The following is a 17,011-nucleotide window of genomic DNA, read 5'->3' as shown; positions in this document are numbered from 1 at the left end:
GGGGCGCTAGGGCGAGATCTCCAAGCGGAGGATCCGGTCGTCCCCCGGGCCCGGGGTGCCCCGGGTGTCGGTCTCGCTGGTCACCAGCCAGAGCCGGGTGCCGCCCGCGGTCGCGAGGACCGTGCGCAGCCGACCGTACTCACCCTTCAGGAACGCCTGGGGCTCCCCGGAACGTTCCGCTCCGGAGACCGGAACGCGCCACAGTCTCTGCCCGCGCAGCGCGGCAGCCCAGATCGCTCCCCGGGCGTAGGCGATGCCGCTCGGCGACGCCTCGTCGGTGGGCCACTGGACCACCGGATCGGTGTAGCCGGGCCGCCCGGCGCGGCCCTCGACCACCGGCCAGCCGTAGTTCCGCCCGGGCTCGATCAGATTGAGCTCGTCCCAGGTGTCCTGGCCGAATTCCGATGCCCACAGCCGCCCGTCCGCGTCCCAGGCGAGTCCCTCGACGTTGCGGTGGCCGTAGGACCAGACGACGGAGCCCGGGAAAGGGTTGCCGGGCGCGGGGCGGCCCTCCGGGGTCATCCGGAGGATCTTGCCGGCGAGCGAGCCCTTGTCCTGGGCGAGCGAGCCCTTCCCGGTCTCGCCGGTCCCGGCGTACAGCATCCCGTCCGGACCGAAGGCGATCCGGCCGCCGTCGTGGATCGGCCCCTTGGGGATGCCGGTGAGCACCGGCTCCGGCGCCCCGAGCCGGTCGCCGGGCCCGCCGCCGTACCGCATGCGCACGATCCGGTTGTCGGTGGCCGAGGTCAGGTAGGCGTACACCCGTCCGTCCCGCAGCGCGAGCCCGAGCAGCCCGCCCTCGCCGCCCGGGACGACGCCCGGCACCTGGCCGAGCGAGGTCTTCCGGCCGGTGCGCGCGTCGACGCGGGTGATCGTCCGCTCGTCGCGCGAGGAGACGAGCAGATCGCCGCCGGGCAGCTCGACGAGGCCCCAGGGGGACTTCAGGTCCCGGGTGAGGGTGCCGACCACGCGGACGCGGGCGGGCGAGGTGGCGGTGGAAGCAGTGGCGGACGAAGGAGCCGACGGGGACGACGGAGGCGCCGACGGGGCGGACGGGGGCGACGAGCACCCGGCGGCCAGCAACAACGCGGCGACCGCACCCGCGACGAACCCGCTCCTGCCCATGCTCCCGGTCCTCTCCGTCGTACCCGGCCCGCGTCCAGGGGGTGTCCCGCCGATCACGCCGGGCCCGCGACGCCCGGCACCGCGCCTCGCGGAGTCAGTCCCACGACCCCCGGGGCGCCGGCAGCCCCGCGATCTCCGCGAGGTCCGCCGCGTCCAGCACGAGCTCGGCCGCCCGCGCGTTCTCCACGGCCCAGCGCTCCCGCTTCGCGCCCGGGATCGGGATCACGTGCGGGCCCTGCGCCAGCACCCAGGCGAGCGCCACCTGCGCCGGGGTGACGTCCGCGCCGTGCCGGGCCGCGACCCGGCGCAGCCCGGCCACCAGCGGCTGGTTGGCGGCCATCATCTCGGCCGTGAAGCGCGGGTGCCGGGCCCGCGGGTCGTCCTCCTCGAAGCCGCCGCCCGGCTTCAGGGTGCCGGTCAGAAAGCCGCTGCCCAGCGGCATCGCGGCCAGGAAGCCCACGCCGCGCGCCGCGCACCAGGGCAGCAGCCGCTCCAGGACCTCCGGCGACCACACCGACAGCTCGGCCTCGACGGCGCTCACCGGGAAGACCTGCTGGATCCGCTCCAGCTGCCGGATCGTTCCGTCAAAGGCGCCGGCCCGGGTGCCGCGCCGCGTGGTGCGGGCGCCCACCGCGCACAGCCCGAGCGACCGCACCTTGCCCGCCCGGACCAGCTCCGCCATCGCGCCCCAGGTCTCCTCCACCGGCACCTCGGGGTCGGCCCGGTGCAGCTGATAGAGGTCGATCACATCGGTCTGCAGCCGCCGCAGCGAGGCGTCGCAGGCCCGGCGGACGTAACCGGGGCGGCCGTTGGCCACCACGTGCCCGTCGCCCACGAGGAGCCCGCACTTCGTCGACACGAACGCGTCCGCGCGGCGCTCCTTGAGCACCCGGCCGAGCAGCAGCTCGTTGGTGAAGGGGCCGTACATGTCGGCGGTGTCGAGCAGGTCCACCCCGGCGTCCAGGGCCGCGTGCACCGCCCGCAGCGAGCGGTCACCCCGCCGCTGCGACCCGCTGTACGCCCAGCTCATCGGCATGCAGCCGAGCCCCACCGCCCCCACTTCGAGCGCCGCCGCCCCGATCGTCCTGCGCTCCACCGTGCCGCTACCCCTCCCTGTGCCGCCCCCCAAAGTAACCAATGGCGTGCGGGTTCCTTCGCATAGCCTCGCGGACATGACACTCGAACAGACCGCTGCCGGCGCGAGCGCGTCCGCCGCCACGGACGTGTGGCTTCCGATTCCGGCCGAGGAGATCGACGGACTGCCCGATCCGGGCACCTCGGGCCTCAACTACCGTTTCTGGGACGGCGGGCCGGACTTCCCGGCCGATCCCGCGCGCTGCGCCTTCTACGTCGTGCCCTACATGAAGGGCGAGGCGGTCGCCGTCCGCCCGCTCGCCGGGATGGGCAACGTCCGCGCCGTGCAGACGCTGTCCGCCGGCATCGACCACGTCACGCCCGGGATCGGCGCGCTGCGGCCGGGCGTCCGGCTGTGCAACGCCAAGGGTGTGCACGAGGCCAGCACGGCCGAACTGACGCTCACCCTGATCCTCGCCTCGCTGCGCGGAGTCCCCGGCTTCGTGCGCGGTCAGGACGCGGAGGAGTGGCGGGCCGGCTTCTATCCGGCGCTGGCCGACAAGTCGGTGCTGATCGTCGGGTACGGGTCGATCGGCGCCGCCATCGAGGACCGGCTCGCGCCCTTCGAGTGTGCGCGGGTCGTGCGCGTCGCGCGCTCCGCGCGTGCCACGGAGCGCGGTCCCGTGCACCCGCTCACCGAACTGCCCGCGCTGCTGCCCGAGGCCGACGTGGTCGTGCTCTCCGTGCCGCTGACCCCCACGAGTCGACACCTCGCCGACGCCGGCTTCCTCGCCCGGATGAAGGACGGCGCGCTGCTGGTCAACGTGGCGCGCGGCCCGGTGGTGGACACCGCCGCGCTCCTGAAGGAGGTGGAGAGCGGCCGGATCACGGCGGCGCTCGACGTCACCGACCCCGAACCGCTGCCGGCCGGTCACCCGCTGTGGCACGCGCCCGGCGTCCTCGTCACCCCGCACGTGGGCGGCTCCACCTCGGCGTTCATGCCGCGCGCGAAGCGCCTGCTCGCGGCCCAGCTGACGCGGTTCGCGGCGGGGGAGGGGCTGGCCAACGTCGTCCTCACCACCTGAGGACGTCCGGGCGTGCGCGCCCCCGGAGTGCGCCGGTCACAAGCCCCCTGCTCATCACGCAGAGTACTTACACCCTGTCCCTGAGTGACGATCCTGGTGTATCGTCCCGGAGCGGGGGACTGCGTCGAGGTACGGGCAGACGCTGGGGAGCGAAGTGACGGGTCATCAGATTCCGAGGGGGGCGACGGGTGGAGCACGGCCGGACGACCGTCGGACCGGCGCGGCGACACCGCCGCCGGCCGCCCTCCCGCGTCTCGCGCCGGCCCTTCCGGACCCCGCGGTCCCGGACCAGCCCGGCGGCTCCGCCCGCCCCGCCGCACCCGGGCCGGCGCCCGGCGGGCGCCGCCCGCCCGTCACCGACCGCCCCCTCGCGGTCCCCGCGCCCCGCGCCGGCGGCGAGCCCGCCCCGGACGCCTGCGGCCGCGGGCACGCCGTGCCCCGCACCGGCGGGTGCGACGCGGATCTCGGCACCCCGCCCGCGCACGAGCATCCCGGCGAGCTCCCGGGGGAGCCGGTGAGCACCGGGACGCTCGCCCGGCGCCGGTGCGTCACCGACGGCGGCCGGGCCGGGGCGGCCCGGCCGCGGACACCGGAGCGGCCCGCGGGCGGGGCCGGCGGAGTGCTCGGGCAGATCGGGCTCGGCCTCGTCTGCGGCGGATACGCGACCGGCGCCGCGCTCGGCTGGGGATCCGAGGAACTCGCGCTCGTCATGGGGGACTTCGGGCTGAGTGCCGCCGCGCTCGCCGCCGCCGTGTCCTGTCTGCTCTACGCCCGCGGCCACCACCGCGTCTTCCGCCCCGCCTGGCTGCTCTTCGCCTTCTCGTCCTTCATGGCCTCCGCCGGCAACGCCGTCTGGGGCTGGTACGAGGTGGTGCTGCGCCGCCCGGTGCCCAGCCCCTCCGTCGCCGACCTCTGCTTCCTGCTCTTCGCCCCGCCCGCCATCGTCGGCCTGCTCGTCCTCGCCAAACGGCCGGTCACCCGGGCCGGCTGGGTCTGCCTCGGCCTGGACGCCTGGCTCATCGGCGGCTCGCTGCTCACCCTCTCGTGGAGCCTCGCCCTCGCCCACACCGCGTACGTGCCGGGCGAGAGCGTCGCGCGGGCCGCGCTCTCGCTCGCCTACCCGCTGCTCGACATCGTCCTCGTCAGCATGGTGCTGGCGCTGCACTTCCGCCGCTCCCACCTCAACCGCTCCGCCGTCAACACGGCCATCGCCGCCCTCGCGCTCACCGTGCTGTGCGACGCCCTGTTCACCTCGCCGCTGCTGCGCGAGCACTACAGCTCGGGGCAGCTCCTGGACGCCGGCTGGTTCTCCGGCTCGCTGCTGCTCGCCTACGCGCCCTGGGGTGCGCGCCGCCACGCCGAGCCGCCACCCCTGCCGCCCCGCGCCGCCCGCCTCCCGCACAGCCGCCCCCTCGCCGGCTCGCTGGCCGCCCTCACGCCGTACCTCGCGGCGGCGGTCTGCACCCTGAGCATCCTGTACAACGTCGTCGAGGGACGCAGAGTGGACCGCGTCGTCGTCCTCACGGGCTGCGCGGTGGTGCTCGCCCTGGTGGTCCGGCAGGGCATCATGCTGCTCGACAACATCGCCCTCACCCACGAACTGGCCCAGAAGGAGAACCACTTCAGGTCCCTCGTGCAGGGCTCCAGCGACGTCATCATGATCGCCGCCCCCACCGGCATGCTGCGGTACGTCAGCCCCGCCGCCGCCGGCGTGTACGGCCGCGAGGCGGAGGACCTGGTCGGCTCCGAGCTGGCCTCGCTCATCCATCCCGAGGACCTCGGCGCCGTCGTCCACGAGGTGCGCCGCTTCCTCGCCGCGCCGCCCGCCGAGGAGCCCACCACCCGGATCGAGTGCCGCTTCCGCTCCGGCACCGGCGCCTGGCTGAACGTCGAGTCCACCGTCAACCGCCACCAGGGCGGCCTGCTCTTCAACAGCCGCGACGTCACCGAACGGGTCCGCCTCCAGGCCCAGTTGCGCCACAACGCCGAGCACGACCCGCTCACCGACCTGCCCAACCGGGCGCTGTTCACCGAACGGGTGCGCGGCGCCCTCGGCGGCCGCCGCGCCACCGACCCCGGCACCGCCGTGCTCTTCATCGACCTCGACGGCTTCAAGGCGGTCAACGACCGCCTCGGCCACCAGGCCGGCGACGAGCTGCTCGTCCAGGCCGCCCGCCGGCTCCAGGACGCCGTACGGGCCGGGGACACCGCCGCCAGGCTCGGCGGCGACGAGTTCGCCGCGCTCATCCTCGGCGACGGCACCCGTGACCAGGCCGCCCGCGAGCGCCGCGTCCACGACATCGCCGACCGGCTGCGACTGCGGCTCTCCCAGCCGTACCGCGTGGAGGCGGGCGAGGTGCGGGTCGCCGCGTCCATCGGCGTCGCCTTCGCCGAGCCCGGCATCGGCGCCGGCGACCTGCTGCGCAACGCCGACCTCGCCATGTACCGGGCCAAGGCCGGCGGCAAGGACCGGGTCGAGCTCTACGCCCCGCAGATGCAGGCCGAGGTGGTCCGGCGCACCGAGCTCGCCGCCCGGCTGCGCACCGCCCTGCACGACGGCGAGTTCGCCCTGCTGCACCAGCCCGTCGTGGACCTCGCCACCGGCCGGATCACCGCCGTCGCCGCCCAGGCCCGCTGGCGCTCCGCGCAGGGCATCCTGTTCACCCCGGCCGAGTTCCTGCGGGCCGCCGACGACGGCGAGCGCACCGCCGAGCTCGGCCGCTGGCTCCTGGAGGAGGCCGTCGAGCAGGCCGCCGAGCGGGCCGGAATCGGCCACCGCACCCCGGTCACCGTCCGGCTCTCCGCGCGCCGGCTGCTGGACCGCTCCCTGCCGCTCGGCTCCGTCGAGGCCCTGCTCACCCGGCACGGACTGCCCTCCGGCTCGCTGATCGTCGAGCTCGCCGACACCGACCCCCGGGACCCCCGGGTCACCTTCGACGAACTGGAGCAGCGGCTCGCCGCCCTGCGCCGGCTCGGCGTCCGGATCGCCCTCGACGGCTTCGGCAGCGGTCACGCGGCCATCAACGCCCTGCGCCGGCTCCCCGTCGACCTGGTGAAGCTGGACCGGGGGCTGGTCGAGGGCGTGGTGGAATCGGCCAGACTGCGCAAGATCACCAGCGGTCTGCTGCGCATCGCCGGCGACCTCGGGATGCAGTCCGTCGCCGACGGCGTCGACATGCCCGAGCAGGTGCTCGCCCTGCGCGCCATGGGCTGCACCCACGGCCAGGGCTTGGCCTTCTCCGGTCCGCTCGACGAGTACCGGCTGCGCCGCGCCCTGGTCCGGGACGAGTACCCGCTGCCGGGCGCACCCGTTCCGGTGACCCCCGCGGGCGCCGTCAGCGCCCTGACCGCCGGAAACCGGCCCCCCGTGCGCTCACATGATGAGACGCCCGTCCCACCCACTTGACAGTGACTGTGCGTCGGGGGGAGGGTCAGTGCCATGCGCACCCGAATTCTCGTACTTGGCAAGCGCGTCGGCTGAGGCAGGGCCCCCAAGAAGGTCCGCCTGAAAAGCACCCGACGCGCTCCCCTCGCTTGCCTCACGGCACGAGGGGTTTTTTGTTGCACCGGAACACCCCGAAGTCGTACCAAACCCTCGCAAAAACCCTCTGCTTCGAGAAGAGAATGCTGATGACCGAGCAGGCCACCGGGCACCATCCGCAGCCGCGACCCCGTAGCGGCGCGCAGCCCGCCTCCCCCGTCGAGCACGTCACGGGTGCGCAGTCCCTCATTCGCTCTCTCGAGGAAGTGGGCGCCGACACCGTCTTCGGCATCCCGGGCGGCGCCATCCTCCCGGCGTACGACCCGATGATGGACTCGCAGCGCGTCCGCCACATCCTGGTCCGCCACGAGCAGGGCGCGGGCCACGCCGCCACCGGCTACGCGCAGGCCACCGGCAAGGTCGGCGTCTGCATGGCGACCTCGGGCCCCGGTGCCACCAACCTGGTCACCCCGATCGCCGACGCCCACATGGACTCCGTCCCGCTGGTCGCGATCACCGGTCAGGTCGCCTCCAAGGCGATCGGCACCGACGCCTTCCAGGAGGCGGACATCTGCGGCATCACGATGCCGATCACCAAGCACAACTTCCTGGTCACCAAGGCCGAGGACATCCCGCGGACGATCGCCGAGGCCTTCCACATCGCCTCCACCGGCCGCCCCGGCCCGGTCCTGGTCGACATCGCCAAGGACGCCCTCCAGGCGAAGACGGTCTTCAGCTGGCCGCCGCAGACCGACCTGCCCGGCTACCGCCCGGTCACCAAGCCGCACGCCAAGCAGATCCGCGAGGCCGCCAAGCTGATCACCGCCGCCAGGCGGCCCGTCCTGTACGTCGGCGGCGGCGTCATCAAGGCCGGCGCCACCGCCGAGCTGAAGGTCCTCGCCGAGCTCACCGGCGCCCCGGTCACCACCACCCTGATGGCGCTCGGCGCGTTCCCCGACAGCCACCCGCTGCACGTCGGCATGCCCGGCATGCACGGCGCCGTCACCGCCGTCACCGCGCTGCAGAAGGCCGACCTGATCGTCGCCCTCGGCGCCCGCTTCGACGACCGCGTCACCGGCAAGCTGGACAGCTTCGCCCCGTACGCCAAGATCGTCCACGCCGACATCGACCCGGCCGAGATCGGCAAGAACCGCGCCGCCGACGTCCCGATCGTCGGTGACGCCCGCGAGGTCATCGCCGACCTGGTCCAGGCCGTCCAGGCCGAGCACACCGAGGGCCACAAGGGCGACTACACCGCCTGGTGGAGCGACCTCAACCGCTGGCGCGAGACCTACCCGCTCGGCTACGACCTGCCCGAGGACGGCAGCCTGTCGCCGCAGCAGGTCATCCAGCGCATCGGCGCCCTGGCGCCCGAGGGCACGATCTTCGCCGCCGGCGTCGGCCAGCACCAGATGTGGGCCGCGCACTTCATCGACTACGAGAACCCGCGCACCTGGCTCAACTCCGGCGGCGCCGGCACGATGGGCTACGCCGTCCCGGCCGCCATGGGCGCCAAGGCCGGCGCGCCGGAGCGCACCGTCTGGGCGGTCGACGGCGACGGCTGCTTCCAGATGACCAACCAGGAGCTGGTCACCTGCGCGCTGAACAACATCCCGATCAAGGTCGCCATCATCAACAACGGCGCCCTCGGCATGGTCCGGCAGTGGCAGACCCTGTTCTACAACCAGCGCTACTCCAACACCGTGCTGCACTCCGGCCCGGACGACGTCAACCCGGACGCCCGGGGCACCCGCATCCCGGACTTCGTCAAGCTGTCCGAGGCCATGGGCTGTGTCGCGCTGCGCTGTGAGGACCCGGCCGACCTCGACAAGGTCATCGAGGAGGCCAACGCCATCAACGACCGTCCGGTCGTGATCGACTTCATCGTCCACGAGGACGCCCAGGTCTGGCCGATGGTCGCCGCCGGCACCTCCAACGACGAGGTCATGGCCGCCCGGGGCGTCCGCCCCGACTTCGGCGACGGCGAAGACGACTGAGCCGCAGGCGCAGAAGAGCTACAGGGAAGAGACCCACACCATGTCCACCAAGCACACGCTCTCCGTCCTGGTCGAGAACACCCCCGGCATCCTCGCCCGGATCGCCGCCCTGTTCTCCCGTCGCGGCTTCAACATCGACTCCCTCGCCGTCGGTGTCACCGAGCACCCCGACATCAGCCGCATCACCATCGTGGTCGGTGTCGAGGACCTGCCTCTCGAGCAGGTGACCAAGCAGCTCAACAAGCTGGTCAACGTCCTGAAGATCGTCGAACTCGAGCCCAGCGCCGCGATCCAGCGCGAGCTCGTCCTGGTGAAGGTCCGCGCCGACAACGAGACCCGCTCCCAGATCGTCGAGATCGTCCAGCTCTTCCGCGCGAAGACCGTGGACGTCTCGCCGGAGGCGGTCACCATCGAGGCCACCGGTTCGAGTGACAAGCTCGAGGCGATGCTGAAGATGCTGGAGCAGTTCGGCATCAAGGAGCTCGTCCAGTCCGGCACGATCGCCATAGGGCGTGGCGCCCGGTCCATCACGGACCGGTCCCTGCGGGCCCTCGACCGCAGCGCGTGACACTCCCCGTCGTCAACGGGCGCTGACCGCCGGTCCACCCGGTGGTCCGCCTGGCGAGACCCGAAAACCAACCTCCCGCACCCCGCCGTACGGTGGGACGCAACACCAGCACCTCAAGGAGAAACTCCAGTGGCCGAGCTGTTCTACGACTCCGACGCCGACCTGTCCATCATCCAGGGCCGCAAGGTCGCGGTGATCGGCTACGGCAGCCAGGGCCACGCCCACGCGCTGTCGCTGCGGGACTCGGGCGTCGACGTCCGCGTCGGTCTGCACGAGGGCTCCAAGTCCAAGGCCAAGGCCGAGGAGCAGGGCCTGCGCGTCGTGACGCCCGCCGAGGCCGCCGCCGAGGCCGACGTCATCATGATCCTCATCCCGGACCCGATCCAGGCCCAGGTCTACGAGGAGTCCATCGCCCCGAACCTGAAGGACGGCGACGCCCTCTTCTTCGCCCACGGCTTCAACGTCCGCTTCGGCTTCATCAAGCCCCCGGCCGGCGTCGACGTCGCCCTGGTCGCCCCGAAGGGCCCGGGCCACCTGGTCCGCCGCCAGTACGAGGAGGGTCGCGGCGTCCCGGCGATCGCCGCCGTCGAGCAGGACGCCACGGGTGGCGCGTTCGCCCTGGCCCTGTCGTACGCCAAGGCCATCGGCGGCACCCGCGCCGGTGTCATCAAGACGACCTTCACCGAGGAGACCGAGACCGACCTCTTCGGCGAGCAGGCCGTTCTCTGCGGTGGCGCCAGCGCCCTGGTGAAGGCGGGCTTCGAGACCCTGGTCGAGGCCGGCTACCAGCCGGAGATCGCCTACTTCGAGTGCCTCCACGAGCTGAAGCTGATCGTGGACCTCATGTACGAGGGCGGCCTGGAGAAGATGCGCTGGTCCGTCTCCGAGACCGCCGAGTGGGGCGACTACATCACCGGCCCGCGCATCATCACGGACGCCACCAAGGCCGAGATGAAGAAGGTCCTCACGGACATCCAGGACGGCACCTTCGCCAAGAACTGGATGGACGAGTACCACGGCGGTCTGAAGAAGTACAACGAGTACAAGACCCAGGACGAGCAGCACCTCCTGGAGACCACCGGCAAGGAGCTGCGCAAGCTCATGAGCTGGGTGAACGACGAGGAGGCGTAAGCCTTCCGGGCCCGGGGGCCGGACACACCGTCCGGCCCCCGGGCCGCATCCTGGACACCTCGTCACGGCCTTGGACAGCCCGTCCAACCACGGACGGGTGATCCTTCCAAGGAGGCGCAGGAACCGCGCCGCCGCACCACTACACTGCTCAACAACATCGCGTCTGGCCCACAGCGTCGTGCGCTTTCACGCGGCTAGCCCCCCTCCACCGCTGCGGCCGTCGGGACGGCCGTCCGCACTGCCTTTGTGAGGACTCAACGTGAGCTCGAAACCTGTCGTACTCATCGCTGAAGAGCTGTCGCCCGCCACCGTCGACGCCCTGGGCCCGGACTTCGAGATCCGGCACTGCAACGGCGCGGACCGTGCCGAGCTGCTGCCCGCCATCGCCGACGTGGACGCGATCCTGGTCCGCTCCGCGACCAAGGTCGACGCCGAGGCCATCGCCGCCGCTCGGAAGCTGCGGGTCGTCGCCCGCGCCGGTGTCGGCCTGGACAACGTGGACGTCTCCGCCGCCACCAAGGCCGGCGTGATGGTCGTCAACGCGCCGACGTCCAACATCGTCACCGCCGCCGAGCTCGCGTGCGGTCTGCTCGTCGCCACCGCGCGCAACATCCCGCAGGCCAACACCGCGCTGAAGAACGGCGAGTGGAAGCGCTCGAAGTACACGGGCGTCGAGCTGAGCGAGAAGACCCTCGGTGTCGTCGGCCTCGGCCGGATCGGCGTCCTGGTCGCCCAGCGGATGTCCGCCTTCGGCATGAAGATCGTCGCGTACGACCCCTATGTGCAGCCGGCCCGCGCCGCCCAGATGGGCGTGAAGCTGCTGTCCCTGGACGAGCTGCTGGAGGTCGCCGACTTCATCACCGTCCACCTGCCGAAGACCCCGGAGACCCTCGGTCTCATCGGCGACGAGGCGCTGCACAAGGTCAAGCCCTCGGTGCGGATCGTCAACGCCGCGCGCGGCGGCATCGTGGACGAGGCGGCGCTGTACTCGGCGCTCAAGGAGGGCCGGGTCGCCGGCGCCGGCCTCGACGTGTACGCGAAGGAGCCCTGCACGGACTCCCCGCTCTTCGAGCTCGACCAGGTCGTCTGTACCCCGCACCTCGGCGCCTCCACGGACGAGGCCCAGGAGAAGGCCGGCATCGCCGTCGCCCGCTCGGTGCGCCTGGCGCTCGCCGGCGAGCTGGTCCCGGACGCGGTCAACGTCCAGGGCGGTGTCATCGCCGAGGACGTCAAGCCGGGTCTGCCGCTCGCCGAGAAGCTCGGCCGGATCTTCACGGCGCTCGCCGGCGAGGTCGCGGTCCGTCTCGACGTCGAGGTGTACGGCGAGATCACCCAGCACGACGTCAAGGTGCTCGAACTCTCCGCGCTCAAGGGCGTGTTCGAGGACGTGGTCGACGAGACCGTGTCGTACGTGAACGCGCCGCTGTTCGCGCAGGAGCGCGGTGTCGAGGTGCGCCTGACCACCAGCTCCGAGTCGCCCGACCACCGCAACGTGGTCACCGTGCGCGGCACGCTCTCCGACGGCCAGGAGGTCTCGGTCTCCGGCACGCTCGCGGGCCCGAAGCACCTGCAGAAGATCGTCGCCGTCGGCGAGTACGACGTGGACCTGGCGCTCGCCGACCACATGGCGGTGCTGCGCTACGAGGACCGTCCGGGCATCGTCGGCACGGTGGGCCGGATCCTCGGCGAGGCCGGTCTGAACATCGCGGGCATGCAGGTCTCCCGGACGACCGAGGGCGGCGAGGCGCTGGTCGTGCTCACCGTCGACGAGACCGTCCCGGCGAACGTGCTCGCGGAGATCTCGGCGGAGATCGGCGCGGCCTCGGCCCGCTCGGTGAACCTGGTCTGACCTGAACCTGGTCTGACCGCTCCGCGCCGACCGCACGCCGCACCGACTGCTGCCCGGCGCGCTAGACGCCCGTCTTAGACGGGCGTCTAGCGGCCGGGTACAGTGCTGTCATGGGACACAAGGAAGATCTGCTCGAAGGCGCCAAGCGCTGCCTTCTGGAGAAGGGGTACGGGCGCACCACGGCCCGCGACATCGTCGCCGCCTCGGGCACCAACCTCGCCTCCATCGGCTACCACTACGGCTCCAAGGACGCCCTGCTCCAGCAGGCGTTCTTCGCGCTGACCGAGGAGTGGGGCCACCGGGCCGGCCCCGCCGAGGAGGTCACCAAGGACCTGCCCGCCGACCCGTACCAGCGCTTCCACGACGTCTGGGAGCGGCTCATCGCCACCGCCGGGGCCAGCCGCCCGGTGTGGAAGCTGCAGACCGAGGTCGTCACCCGCATGGACGACGACGAGAAGCTGCGCGAGGCCGTCAAGGAGCCGCAGCGCGAGGGCCGGCTCGGCATGGCCCAGGGCTTCCTCGGCATCGACCCGGAGCAGGAGCCCGAGAAGGCCCGGGTGGCCGGGCTGCTCTGCCAGGCGCTGGCGACCGGCGTGATGATCCAGTGGATGGTGGACCCGGAGACGGCGCCGAGCGCGGACGACCTGACGGCCGGGCTCAGGGTCCTGATGGGGGACCGGTAGCGGCCCGGCGGATCCGGCGGTCCGTCAGCCGCCCTACAGCCGCGCCGCCTTGAGCGCCATGTGCAGCAACAGCCGGTCCTCGCCCTCGTCCAGGTCGAGGCCGGTGAGCTGTTCGACGCGGGAGAGGCGGTAGTAGAGGGTCTGCCGGTGGATGCCCAGGGCCGTCGCCGTGCGGCCCGCCTGGCCCGCGTGGTCGAGGAACACCTCGGCCGTGCGGGCCAGTTCGGCATGGGTCGGGGAGAGCAGGGTGCGCACCGCCGGGTCCGGCTCGGCGGGCGGGAGGGCGGTCAGCATCCGGTACGGGCCGATGGCGGCCCACTCGGCCAGCGGGCCGAGCAGCGGCTGGGCGCCCGCGGCCCGGGCCGCCGACGCGGCCTCCCGCCAGGCGATGTCGAGGTCCGCGAGCCCGCGGCGCGGCGCGGCGATGCCCGCGACGGCCGCGGTCCCGGCCGCCTCCGCCGTGGTGCGCAGCCGGCCGGCCGCGCCGGCGGCGGGCGAGAGGTTGTCACCGGAGCGCAGCCGCACGAGCGCGGCGAGGGCACGGGGCGCGCCGCCCTCGCCCGGCGCCGCCGTCCGCCACGGCACCGTGCACAGGGCCGCCGCGGCCGGCACCGTACGCGGGGAGGGGGAGTCCTCGTCCGGCCAGGGGGCCAGGCAGACCAGGGCGTGCAGGCCGTCGGCGTCCGGGCCGAGGGCGGTGCGCAGGGCGGCGACCGCCATGTCGTACTGCCAGCCGCGTTCCGCCGTCAGGGTGGCGCGCAGCTCGCGGGAGAGGTCGGCGCCGGCCCGTTCCTCGTCGGCGAGCAGGTCGCCGATCCGGGCGGCGACCTCCATGGCGGCGGTCAGCTGGGCGTGCGAGGGGCCCGGCTCGGCGTCGAGCAGCCACACGTACCCGAGGACGACCCCCCGATGGCGTACCGGCAGACAGATCCGGCCCCGGTTCACGCCCGCGTCAGGGGCGGCCGGGATGCGCACCGGGCCGGTCGCCCGGGTGATGCCGAAGCCCTCGAACCAGGCCCGGACCGCCGGGGTGGACTTCCGGGTCAGGATCGAGCGGGTCCTGACCGGGTCCATGGCGCTGTCGTCCTCGGAGTCGTGCGCACCGAAGGCGATCAGCCCGAAGTCCCGGTTCTCCAGGGTCGCGGGGGCGCCGAGCAGCGCCGAGATCTCGTCCACCAGGTCCTGGTAATCGGCCTTCACGGCGCCCATTCTCGCACCGTTCGCCCGTGCCTTCAGACAGATGTCTGAGCCCGTGGCCACGGATGCGTGACAGCTGTAGATGGCGGACGATCGGAGCGATCCTTAGGTTTCACGGTGGTTCTTCGTGCTGTTCCCGATTGGTTACGAATCCTCGGGTACCGCACCTTTCGTCACCCTGCCCTCAGGAGGTGCCCCGTGCTGGGTCCCGTGATCCTCGCCGCGTCGCGCAGCGACAAGATGCGCCGTTTCGTGTCGGCCGCCCCCGGGACCAAGCAGGTCGTGGCCCGCTTCATCGCCGGCGAGTCGGTGAACGACGTCGTCCCGATCGTGCAGGACCTCGCCGCCCGCGGCCTGGAGGTCACCCTCGACGTCGTCGGTGAGGACATCACCACCGTCGAGCAGTCCTACGCCGCCCGGGACGCCTACCTGGAGCTGATCGGCCGCCTCAAGGAGCTGGGCCTCGGCGCCCGGGCCGAGATGTCCGTCAAGCTGTCGATGTTCGGCCAGTCGCTGGACAACGGCCACGAGCTGGCCCTCGCCAACGTGCGCCCGGTCGTCGCGGCCGCCGCCGAGATCGGCACCACCGTCACCCTGGACGCCGAGGACCACACGACCCTCGACTCGATGTTCGCCATCCACGAGGAGCTGCGGAAGGACTTCCCGCAGACCGGATGCGTCATCCAGGCGTACCTCTTCCGTACCGAGGACGACGCACGCCGCCTGGCCGCCAACGGCTCGCGCGTGCGCATCGTGAAGGGCGCCTACAAGGAGCCCGCCTCGGTCGCCATCCAGGACAAGCCCGAGATCGACAAGGCCTACGTCCGGATCATGAAGATCCTCATGGAGGGCGAGGGCTACCCGATGATCGGCTCCCACGACCCCCGGCTCATCTCCGTCGGCCAGGAGCTCGCCCGCCGCGCCGGGCGCAAGCTGGACGAGTACGAGTTCCAGATGCTGTACGGCATCCGCAGCGAGGAGCAGAACCGTCTCGCGGCCGAGGGCCACCGGATGCGCGTCTACACCGCGTACGGCACCGACTGGTACGGCTACTTCATGCGCCGTCTGGCGGAGAAGCCGGCCAACCTCCTCTTCTTCGTCCGCTCCATCCTCACCAAGGGCTGAGCCCACACCCCTCCGAAGGAGTATCGCGACTCATGGACGCTGTGACCCAGGTCCCCACTCCCGTCAACGAGCCGGTGCACGGCTACGCCCCCGGCTCGCCCGAGCGCGCCCGCCTGGAGGCCAAGCTCAAGGAGCTGGCCGAGAACCCGCGCGAGCTGCCGATGACCATCGGCGGCGTCAAGCGCATGGGTGGCGGCGAGCCGTTCGACGTCGTCCAGCCGCACAACCACAAGGCCGTCATCGGCACCTTCCGCGGTGCCACCCAGGCCGACGCCCAGGACGCCATCGACGCCGCCCTGGCCGCCGCCCCGGCCTGGCGCGCGATGTCCTTCGACGACCGCGCCGCGATCATCCTGCGCGCCGCCGAGCTGCTCGCCGGCCCGTGGCGCGAGACGCTGGCCGCCTCCACCATGCTCGGCCAGTCGAAGACCGCCCAGCAGGCCGAGATCGACACCCCGTGCGAGCTCGTCGACTTCTGGCGCTTCAACGTGGCCTACGCCCGCCAGATCCTCGCCGAGCAGCCGCCGGCGAACTCGCCCGGCGTGTGGAACCGCCTCGACCACCGCCCGCTCGAGGGCTTCGTCTACGCGATCACGCCGTTCAACTTCACGGCCATCGCGGGCAACCTGCCCACCGCCCCCGCCCTCATGGGCAACGTGGTGGTCTGGAAGCCGTCCCCGACCCAGACCCACTCCGCCGTGCTCCTCATGGAGCTCCTGGAGGAGGCCGGTCTGCCGAAGGGCGTCATCAACCTGGTGACCGGCGACGGCATCGCCGTCTCCGAGGTGGCCCTGAACCACCGCGACCTGGCCGGCATCCACTTCACCGGCTCGACCCGGACCTTCCAGCACCTGTGGAAGACCGTCGGCACCAACATCGAGAAGTACCGCTCCTACCCGCGGATCGTCGGCGAGACCGGCGGCAAGGACTTCGTCGTCGCCCACCCGAGCGCCGACCGCGCCGTCCTGAAGACCGCGCTGACCCGCGGCTCCTTCGAGTTCCAGGGCCAGAAGTGCTCCGCGTCCTCGCGTGCGTACATCCCGGCCTCCATCTGGAACGACGGCTTCAAGGAGGAGTTCGCGGCCGAGGTCGACGGCATCACCATGGGTGACGTCACCGACCTGTCGAACTTCATCGGCGCCGTCATCGACGACCGCTCCTTCGCCAAGAACAAGGCCGCCATCGACCGCGCCGCCGCCGACCCGAGCTGCACGATCGTCGCCGGTGGCACCTACGACGACTCCGAGGGCTACTTCGTCCGCCCGACGGTCATCGAGTGCACCGACCCGGAGAACGAGGTCTTCAAGGCCGAGTACTTCGGCCCGATCCTCGCGATCCACGTCTACGAGGACGAGAAGTACGACGAGATGCTGGCGCAGATGGAGTCCGTCTCCGACTACGCCCTCACCGGCTCGGTCATCTCGAACGACCGCGCCGCCGCCGCGTACACGATGGAGAAGCTGCGCTTCGCCGCCGGCAACTTCTACATCAACGACAAGTCGACCGGCGCCGTCGTCGGCCAGCAGCCCTTCGGCGGCGGCCGCGCCTCCGGCACCAACGACAAGGCCGGTGCCCCGCAGAACCTGATGCGCTGGACCCTGACCCGGGCCATCAAGGAGACGCTGGTCCCGCCGACCGAGTACGGCTACCCGCACATGGGCTGAGCCCACACCCCCAGTCACCGCCCCCTTCCTCG

The 17,011-nt window shown here is 72.4% G+C and carries 12 protein-coding genes; 9 read left to right on the top strand and 3 right to left on the bottom strand.

The genetic code is table 11. The annotated features are described in order from the left end of the window. Window positions 1-6: 6 nt before the first annotated feature. Window positions 7-1,125, bottom strand: a complete 1,119-nt coding sequence (locus ACFYU9_RS32840) for a PQQ-dependent sugar dehydrogenase (protein ID WP_389347239.1) — start codon at window positions 1,123-1,125, stop codon at window positions 7-9. A 94-nt stretch (window positions 1,126-1,219) separates the two neighbouring features. Then, window positions 1,220-2,221, bottom strand: a complete 1,002-nt coding sequence (locus tag ACFYU9_RS32835) for an aldo/keto reductase (protein WP_389208823.1) — start codon at window positions 2,219-2,221, stop codon at window positions 1,220-1,222. A 127-nt stretch (window positions 2,222-2,348) separates the two neighbouring features. Between ACFYU9_RS32835 and ACFYU9_RS32830 the strand changes: the two genes are divergently transcribed. The 7 genes from ACFYU9_RS32830 to ACFYU9_RS32800 all read left to right on the top strand — a co-directional run bounded on the left by ACFYU9_RS32830 (window position 2,349) and on the right by ACFYU9_RS32800 (window position 12,993). Then, window positions 2,349-3,284, top strand: coding sequence for a 2-hydroxyacid dehydrogenase (locus ACFYU9_RS32830; RefSeq protein WP_389209222.1), 936 nt, complete (start codon window positions 2,349-2,351; stop codon window positions 3,282-3,284). 619 nt (window positions 3,285-3,903) lie between these two features. Then, a complete protein-coding gene (locus tag ACFYU9_RS32825) occupies window positions 3,904-6,690 on the top strand; it encodes a putative bifunctional diguanylate cyclase/phosphodiesterase (RefSeq protein ID WP_389209224.1) in 2,787 nt (928 codons plus the stop codon). Window positions 6,691-6,908: 218 nt separating this feature from the next. Further along, the gene (locus ACFYU9_RS32820; protein WP_389208825.1) at window positions 6,909-8,762 is read left to right on the top strand and encodes an acetolactate synthase large subunit; all 1,854 of its coding nucleotides are present in this window, start codon (window positions 6,909-6,911) and stop codon (window positions 8,760-8,762) included. A gap of 40 nt (window positions 8,763-8,802) precedes the next feature. Further along, window positions 8,803-9,330 (top strand): acetolactate synthase small subunit, encoded by a 528-nt coding sequence (ilvN, locus tag ACFYU9_RS32815; protein WP_116158691.1) that lies wholly within the window; start codon window positions 8,803-8,805, stop codon window positions 9,328-9,330. Window positions 9,331-9,459: 129 nt separating this feature from the next. After that, window positions 9,460-10,461, top strand: coding sequence for a ketol-acid reductoisomerase (ilvC, locus tag ACFYU9_RS32810; RefSeq protein ID WP_389208827.1), 1,002 nt, complete (start codon window positions 9,460-9,462; stop codon window positions 10,459-10,461). Window positions 10,462-10,720: 259 nt separating this feature from the next. Beyond that, window positions 10,721-12,310: a phosphoglycerate dehydrogenase gene (gene serA / locus ACFYU9_RS32805; protein WP_389347237.1), complete on the top strand. Its 1,590-nt coding sequence runs from the start codon at window positions 10,721-10,723 to the stop codon at window positions 12,308-12,310. 110 nt (window positions 12,311-12,420) lie between these two features. Beyond that, entirely contained in the window at window positions 12,421-12,993 is a 573-nt protein-coding gene (locus tag ACFYU9_RS32800; RefSeq protein WP_389347235.1) for a TetR/AcrR family transcriptional regulator, read from the top strand. Window positions 12,994-13,026: 33 nt separating this feature from the next. Here ACFYU9_RS32800 and ACFYU9_RS32795 read toward each other — a convergent pair whose 3' ends face one another. Further along, window positions 13,027-14,193 (bottom strand): PucR family transcriptional regulator, encoded by a 1,167-nt coding sequence (locus tag ACFYU9_RS32795; RefSeq protein WP_389347278.1) that lies wholly within the window; start codon window positions 14,191-14,193, stop codon window positions 13,027-13,029. Window positions 14,194-14,388: 195 nt separating this feature from the next. Here ACFYU9_RS32795 and ACFYU9_RS32790 point away from each other — a divergent pair, with 195 nt between their 5' ends. Both ACFYU9_RS32790 and pruA read left to right on the top strand, forming a co-directional pair. After that, window positions 14,389-15,315 (top strand): proline dehydrogenase family protein, encoded by a 927-nt coding sequence (locus ACFYU9_RS32790; protein WP_389208835.1) that lies wholly within the window; start codon window positions 14,389-14,391, stop codon window positions 15,313-15,315. 32 nt (window positions 15,316-15,347) lie between these two features. After that, window positions 15,348-16,979: an L-glutamate gamma-semialdehyde dehydrogenase gene (gene pruA / locus ACFYU9_RS32785; protein WP_389208837.1), complete on the top strand. Its 1,632-nt coding sequence runs from the start codon at window positions 15,348-15,350 to the stop codon at window positions 16,977-16,979. Window positions 16,980-17,011: the final 32 nt, after the last annotated feature.

Source organism: Streptomyces sp. NPDC004327, assembly GCF_042873935.1.
Lineage (GTDB): Bacteria > Actinomycetota > Actinomycetes > Streptomycetales > Streptomycetaceae > Streptomyces.
The sequence above is the reverse complement of the archived record's forward strand: the minus strand, read 5'-3'. Positions and strand labels throughout refer to the sequence as shown.

Excerpts from the sequence above, each read along its gene's own strand:
- pruA (WP_389208837.1), top strand. The coding sequence starts at position 15,348 with ATGGACGCTGTGACCCAGGTCCCCACTCCCGTCAACGAGCCGGTGCAC.
- ACFYU9_RS32820 (WP_389208825.1), top strand. The coding sequence starts at position 6,909 with ATGCTGATGACCGAGCAGGCCACCGGGCACCATCCGCAGCCGCGACCC.
- ilvN (WP_116158691.1), top strand. The coding sequence starts at position 8,803 with ATGTCCACCAAGCACACGCTCTCCGTCCTGGTCGAGAACACCCCCGGC.
- ACFYU9_RS32800 (WP_389347235.1), top strand. The coding sequence starts at position 12,421 with ATGGGACACAAGGAAGATCTGCTCGAAGGCGCCAAGCGCTGCCTTCTG.
- ACFYU9_RS32840 (WP_389347239.1), bottom strand. The coding sequence starts at position 1,125 with ATGGGCAGGAGCGGGTTCGTCGCGGGTGCGGTCGCCGCGTTGTTGCTG.